The organism is Desulfosarcina cetonica JCM 12296 (genome assembly GCF_001311845.1).
Classification (GTDB): Bacteria; Desulfobacterota; Desulfobacteria; order Desulfobacterales; family Desulfosarcinaceae; genus Desulfosarcina; species Desulfosarcina cetonica.
Window position 1 is genome coordinate 1 of record NZ_BBCC01000418.1, and the last position, 1,808, is coordinate 1,808.

Here is a 1,808-nt window from a genome sequence, read left to right on the forward strand (position 1 = left end):
CCGGCGGTTCATCTGCCGGGGCGGTCGCAGCGGCTGCGACCGCCGCTGCGAGATCGCATGGTGCATGTCGATGGCCGGCGGATTCCCTTCGGCGGCGCCTGCAATCGCTATTACAACCTGCAGCGACGTATCCGCGTGGATGTCGCCGCCCTGGATCGGGTCAAGCGGCGCGAGGCGATCTTCGGGTTTTCTGACACCATCCGTTCCGATGATTCCGCCATGGCCGGACAACACCCCACGGTGGGAATCAATCGCAGCTTTCTGTTCCACGCCTTTTTCCCGCTGTACAAGGCCTTTTTCGAGGGGATGGGGTTCACCGTGCGGGTGCCCGAACGCCCCTCGCCGGCGGGGATCGCCCAACGGGGTGCCGCCTTCTGCTATCCCGCCGAACTCGCCCACGGCTATTTCCAGGACCTGATCGATCAGCCAACGCCGCCGGACTACCTGTTTCTGCCCCATCTCAAGACCCTGCCCGGCCTGGATGGATTGCCCCCTGCCGTACCCTGTCCGTTCGTGCAGGGAGAACCCTATTTTCTGAAAACCACCTTCCGACGCCATTTGTCCCAAGCCGGCATCGACCACCGCCGGGTGCTGTCACCCGTGCTGGAACTGAACACCGGCCTTGGTGCCGCCCGTGATCCGCTGGTGGAGATGGCGGTGCAAATGGGTGTCCCCGAAAAAAAGGCCGGCGAGGCGTTTGCCCTTGCCCTGCGGGCCCAGCAGGGCTGCGTCAAACAAAACCGCCGCATCGGCGCACAAACGCTCGCCGAACTGGCCGAGGATCCCCGGCGCATGGCCGTCGTCATCTTCGGCCGGCCTTACAATGCCTGGACGGACGACGCGCACATGGGCATTCCGCGCAAGCTGGCCTCCCGGGGCATTCCAGTCATGCCGCTGGATGGTCTTCCCCTGGACGGTTGGCCGGCCAAACGCCACATGTACTGGGGCATGGGGCAGGGTATCCTGCAGGCCGCCCGCCTGGTGGCCGCCCATCCCCAATTGTTCGGCGTCTACATCACCAACTTCTCTTGCGGTCCAGACGCGTTCATTATCGGCTACTTTCGCGACATCATGGGCGCCAAGCCCTCGCTGACGCTGGAGCTGGACAGCCACACGGCCGATGCCGGTTTGGAAACACGCATCGAGGCCTTCCTGGATGTGGTGGCGGCCTGGCGCCATCTTCAGACCGACCCTGCACGTGGAACGCAGCACCGACAGCCGGCCCCTCCGCCGTTCCAACCGGCCCGCTGCCACGTAAAAGAAAATCAACTCGGGGTCACCACCTCCGACCAACGCTGGCTGCCGTTGAGCGATCCCCGGGTCAGCCTGCTCTTTCCCTCCATGGGGCGCCTGGCTTCCCAGGCCCTGGCGGCTGCTTTCGCCGGGGAGGGCATCCGCAGTACATCCGCACCGCCTGCCGGTATGGGTGTCCTGAAGAAGGGTCGCGCCAACGCCTCCTGCAAGGCGTGCCTGCCACTGCTCCTGACCACGGGCAGCCTGCTCGCCCATCTCGAAACCAATCGTCAACCCGGCGAGGTGCTGGTCTATTTCATGGCCACCGGCGCCGGCCCCTGCCGCTTCGGCCAATACCGGATTTTCATGGAGGATTTGATCCGCCAACAGGCCATCCCCGACGTGGCCCTCTTCTCCCTGGATTCCGCGGATGGCTACCAGGGGGTCAGTCGCCGGCTCCACCACCGCAGCTGGCAGGCGGTGATCATCAGCGATATCATGGAAGATGTCCGCGCCATGCTCCTGGCCAATGCCGCCCATCCCGAGGCCGCCCTGGCCGGCTTGGAGGCCCAGTG

1 protein-coding gene is annotated in these 1,808 nt (G+C 65.2%); it reads left to right on the forward strand.

The features are described 5' to 3' along the window. A partial coding sequence (locus JCM12296_RS34545; protein WP_246805317.1) for an acyl-CoA dehydratase activase-related protein occupies positions 1-1,808 on the forward strand: 1,808 nt, incomplete at both ends.